The sequence below is a fragment of the Acidovorax sp. genome (genome assembly GCF_046314175.1).
GTDB lineage: Bacteria > Pseudomonadota > Gammaproteobacteria > Burkholderiales > Burkholderiaceae_C > Acidovorax.
In genome coordinates this window covers 1-4,533 of record NZ_JBKBXG010000176.1, presented here as the reverse complement: position 1 = coordinate 4,533, position 4,533 = coordinate 1, and the positions used below count along the sequence as shown (strand labels likewise).

6 protein-coding genes are annotated in these 4,533 nt (G+C 64.2%); 5 read left to right on the top strand and 1 reads right to left on the bottom strand.

What is annotated here, in order from left to right; all coding sequences use genetic code 11:
* The 5 genes from ACK4OE_RS25280 to ACK4OE_RS25260 all read left to right on the top strand — a co-directional run.
* A partial coding sequence (locus ACK4OE_RS25280) for a BLUF domain-containing protein (RefSeq protein ID WP_409889180.1) occupies positions 1-386 on the top strand: 386 nt, incomplete at its 5' end.
* Between the two features lie 248 nt (positions 387-634).
* A complete protein-coding gene (locus tag ACK4OE_RS25275) occupies positions 635-1,516 on the top strand; it encodes a DMT family transporter (RefSeq protein ID WP_288853225.1) in 882 nt (293 codons plus the stop codon).
* Positions 1,513-2,361 carry a DUF429 domain-containing protein gene (locus ACK4OE_RS25270; protein ID WP_409889179.1) on the top strand — a complete coding sequence of 283 codons (849 nt, stop codon included), beginning with the start codon at positions 1,513-1,515 and terminating at the stop codon, positions 2,359-2,361. Before ACK4OE_RS25275 ends, ACK4OE_RS25270 begins: the two co-directional genes overlap by 4 nt.
* 84 nt (positions 2,362-2,445) lie before the next feature.
* The gene (locus tag ACK4OE_RS25265) at positions 2,446-2,664 is read left to right on the top strand and encodes a hypothetical protein (RefSeq protein WP_409889178.1); all 219 of its coding nucleotides are present in this window, start codon (positions 2,446-2,448) and stop codon (positions 2,662-2,664) included.
* Between the two features lie 108 nt (positions 2,665-2,772).
* On the top strand, positions 2,773-3,444 hold the full coding sequence (locus tag ACK4OE_RS25260) for a histidine phosphatase family protein (RefSeq protein ID WP_409889177.1): 672 nt from the start codon (positions 2,773-2,775) through the stop codon (positions 3,442-3,444).
* 52 nt (positions 3,445-3,496) lie between these two features.
* Here ACK4OE_RS25260 and ACK4OE_RS25255 read toward each other — a convergent pair whose 3' ends face one another.
* Positions 3,497-4,270, bottom strand: coding sequence for a trypsin-like peptidase domain-containing protein (locus tag ACK4OE_RS25255; protein WP_409889176.1), 774 nt, complete (start codon positions 4,268-4,270; stop codon positions 3,497-3,499).
* Positions 4,271-4,533 lie beyond the last annotated feature (263 nt).

Genomic DNA, 4,533 nt, shown 5'->3' with positions numbered 1-4,533 from the left:
ATACCTCGCCCGCCGCCATCGAAGCCATCCTGACGCAGTCGCGCCAGCACAACCCAGGCAGCGGCATCACCGGCGTGCTGTGCTATGGGGGCGGTGTGTTCCTGCAAGCCATCGAGGGCGGGCGCTCTGCGGTGAGCGAGCTGTATGGCCACATCCAGAAGGACCCGCGCCACAAGAACGTGGAACTGCTGCACTACGAAGAAATTGCCGAGCGTCGCTTTGGTGGCTGGACCATGGGGCAGGTCAACCTGTCCAAGATCAACCACTCGATCCTGCTCAAGTATTCAGAGAAGCCCGAACTGGACCCGTATGCGGTGTCGGGCAAGGTGTCGTTTGCGCTGCTCGAAGAGTTGATGGCCACCGCCTCCATCATCGGAAGAGCTTAGAGATCACCCCCCTGAGGCGCTGCGCGCCTTCCCCCCGCTCTCGCACCGCTGGGCGGTGCGGGCAGGGGGACGCCACCAGTGCGGCGGGGCGGCCCTTGCACGGTGGCTCCCGGCTTGGGTCGCGCCAGTTGCAGATGCCTTGAGCGATATTCAGCCCTTCAATCGATCGACCCTTTCGCGCCCTCCAAGCCGCAGCCGCTACAGCGCTGCGGCTTTTTGCATTCAAAAGCCCTCTCTCTTTCTGAACCGTGACCTTCACCGCCTTCGCCCTCATCATCCTCGCCGGCCTTATCCACGCGTGCTGGAACATTGTGGCCAAGAAGGCCGGGGGGGACTCGCGGTTTGCGTTCTTCACCTCGGTGATCATGATGGTCGTCTGGGCGCCGCTGGGCTGGTACCTGGGGCGCGACGCCGTGCCGCAGTGGGGTGCGGTGGAGTGGGGTTTTGTCGCCGCCAGCGGGCTGCTGCATGTGGCGTACTTCGTCATCCTGCTGCGCGGCTACCGTGTGGCGGACCTCACCGTGGTCTATCCGCTGGCGCGCGGCTCGGGGCCGCTCTTGTCGTCGCTGGTGGCCATTACGCTGCTGGGCGAGCAGATCTCCGCGTTGGGCGCTTTGGGCATCGTGGGTGTGGTCGGGGGCGTGTTTCTGATTGCGGGCGGCCCGGGCCTGCTGCGCGCCGCCCACGACCCCGCTGCGCGGGCTCGGGTGCACAAGGGCATGTTGTATGGCCTGCTCACAGGCGCGTTCATTGCCAGCTACACGGTGGTCGATGGCTATGCGGTCAAGTTTTTGCTGATGTCGCCCATCCTGGTGGATTACATGGGCAACTTTGTGCGCGTGGGCCTGCTCGCGCCCGTGGTGCTGCGCGACCTGCCCACGGCCCGCACGCTGTGGCTGGCGCAGTGGCGTTTTGCCCTGGCTGTGGCGGTGGTGAGCCCGGTGGCCTATGTGCTGGTGCTGTATGCCATGCAGCAGGCGCCCCTGTCGCACGTGGCCCCGGCGCGCGAGGTGTCCATGCTGTTTGCTGCGCTGATCGGCGGCCATCTGCTGGGCGAGGGGGACCGCGTGGCGCGCATCTTCGGGGCGCTGTGCATTGCAGCAGGCGTCACGGCGTTGGCACTGGGATGACGGCTATGGCATCCGCACCCCTGCTGTTGGGCTGCGACTTCTCCAGCAGCCCCACGCGGCGCAAACCCATCGTGCTGGCGCTGGGCCAGCGCCAGGGCGCGCGCGTGTCGCTCACCGCGCTGCAGCCGTTCGACACCCTGGCCGCGTTCGGCCAGTGGCTGGCCCAGCCCGGCGACTGGGTGGGCGGGTTCGACCTGCCCTTTGGCCTGCCGCGCGAGCTGGTGCAGGCGCTGGGTTGGCCCACCGACTGGCATGCCTGCATGCTGCACTACCGCAGCCTCAGCCGCGAGCAGATCCGCGCGCAGTTTGCGGCGTTCTGCGATGCGCGCCCCGTGGGAGGCAAGTTTGCCCACCGCGCCACCGATGGGCCCGCAGGCTCCAGCCCCTCCATGAAATGGGTGAATCCGCCCGTGGCCTACATGCTGCACGCGGGCCTGCCACTGCTGCTGGATGCGGGTGTGCACCTGCCCGGCCTGCACCCTGGCGCCCCTCACCGCGTGGCGCTGGAGGCCTACCCCGGCCTGCTGGCGCGCGAGGTGCTGCAGCGCCGCAGCTACAAAAGCGACGACCGCGCCAAGCAGACGCCGGATCGCCTCATTGCCCGCAAGGACCTGATCAACGCCTTGGAACTGGGCCAGACCCGCCTGGACCTGCGCCTCAAGCTCAGCCACGCCCAGCGCGATGCGTTGGTGCAGGACGCCAGCGGCGACAGCCTGGACGCTGTGCTGTGCCTGCTGCAGGCCGCCTGGGCCGAGCAGCGCCATGCCGAAGGCGATGCGCTTTACGGCCTGCCGCCGGGGCTCGATCCGCTGGAAGGCTGGATCGTCACGGCTGAAAAGCCGTGACCAACCATTCCACCCCTTTTCCAGGCATCGGCCCGACGCAGGCTACGTAGCATGGACGGGACACGCCGGATGCTTTGTTTGCCCATGCCTTTCGCCCCCCGCCTTTTGTTCGCGCTGGTCCTGCTGGCCCCGCTGCTGGTGCCGGCCGCCCCCGCGCCCTGGTACTACTGGCGCAGCCTGGTCGATGGCCAGCGTGTGTGCGCACAAACCTCGCCCGGCCCGGGCTGGGAGCAGGACAGTACCCCCCACGAAGGCCCCGGCTGCCAGCCGCGCCGCAAAGTACTCATCGTGCCCATGCGGTAGTGTCTGCTGTTGTTTTGTTATAAAAATAATAGCTATTAAGGCTTGCTGGACGGGCGGTAGCGGCCAAAAAACCTTGCAATCGTGTGTGTACATTCGATAATGGCACGCATGACTGAATTGATCCTGATCCGCCACGGCGAGACCGACTGGAACCGCGAACTGCGTTTTCAGGGCCACGTGGATGTGCCCCTCAACGCCACCGGCCACGAACAGGCCCGCCGCCTTGCAGAGCGTCTGGCTGCAGAGCGCCCCGTGGTGCACCACCTCATCTGCAGCGACCTCATCCGCACCCAGCAGACGGCCACGCCCAGCCTGCAAGTGCTGTTTCCCCTGGCCCGCATCGACACCCTCACCGACAGCGCCCTGCGCGAGCAAAACTTTGGCGTGGTGGACGGCAAGCGCGTGGACGACGTCAAGCAGGAACACGCCGACGCATGGAACCAGTGGCTGCGCTTCGAAGCCGACTACGGCATGCCCGGCGGCGAGACCACCCGCCAGTTCCACACCCGCGTGATGGACGCCGTCTACCGCATCGCCCAGCAGCACAGCGGCCAGACGGTGATGGTGGTCACCCATGGCGGCGTGCTCGACATGATCTGGCGCACTGCGCGTGGCACCGGGCTGGACGGCCCGCGCCAGAGCGACATTCCCAACGCGGGGCTCAACCGCGTGCGGGTGCGTGGCGAGGCGGTGGAGGTGCTGGACTGGGCCGATGTGCGGCATCTGGCGGATTTGCCGGAGCAGCCGGTGTATGACCAGACGAAGTTGGTGGTGCGCTAGCGCCGGACTTGACCGGCGTACATGCATCTGTGCCGAGTAATGTTAGACAGCTTCATATTTCCGCGCGCACTCCTGCATCGATGATCTCGTCAATGAGGTGCGCTTTCCAGACGATACCGAGTTGTGCCTCGACTTCCGACCTGCCCAGACGTCCGGAATAGACGCCCACAAACATATCCCCTTCACCAAACCAATCTTCGTCGCTCGGGACAACCGCACTTAGATCATGCTTGTAGAACCCGCGGTATCGCAAAATCACTGGCGATCCCGACATACCCGAGCGCGTGGCGGTATCCAGCAAGAATTTTGGATTCGATGTGCCGGGCTCGGTTGCAACACTAGCGCGCTTCCAAATAGGCATGCCGTGGGTATCGAGGATGCCAAGCGGATAACCGAGAACAAAGACATCGTGCGAAACGCCAATTCGCATCGGTGTAGAAGGAAGCTCGTTCAGCACGACCGCGCGGAATCGGTCCGGCAGTTGAACCGGGAGTACTCCAATATCAACCTCGCTACCGTGAACAGGATGTGTAAGCCACTTTGGACCTGAGTCATCGTTGAGGGTGATAGGTAGCCATTCGCGCGAAATAGTCGCCTGATTCAGGCACGCGTAGCAAAGTACGTTGTCGGGCACTCCTGCGTGCGCAGACATTGGCTCCTTCGTTGTTGGGTTCCTCCCCGAATAGTTATGCCAGTTGGAAACTAAGTACAGAGCGCCGCCGCGCTTGTAGAAAAAGGCTGTCCCTACAGCGAGTTCAGTTTCACCGAAGCGCATCTTGATGAATATCGGCGCCTGAGAAAAGGGATCGGTTTGAATGACGGCCATGCTGTCTAATTTGAGTTGGACGACAGTCCGCAATGCTGGGACAGTCGGATAAAAAAATGATCGAGTACTTGCCCATCGCCAATGGGTCATGCCTCCCGCCTCACCTCACTGGCAACCCCAACACCCCATTCACCACCCCCACCTGCCGCGCGAGCCTCACCGACTCCGGCTGCCCATTCACCAACGGCTGCAACAAATTCTGCACCGCCGCCAACTGCCCATTGCGCTGCAGTGCATCCAGCCAGATCTGGTGAAACAAATCC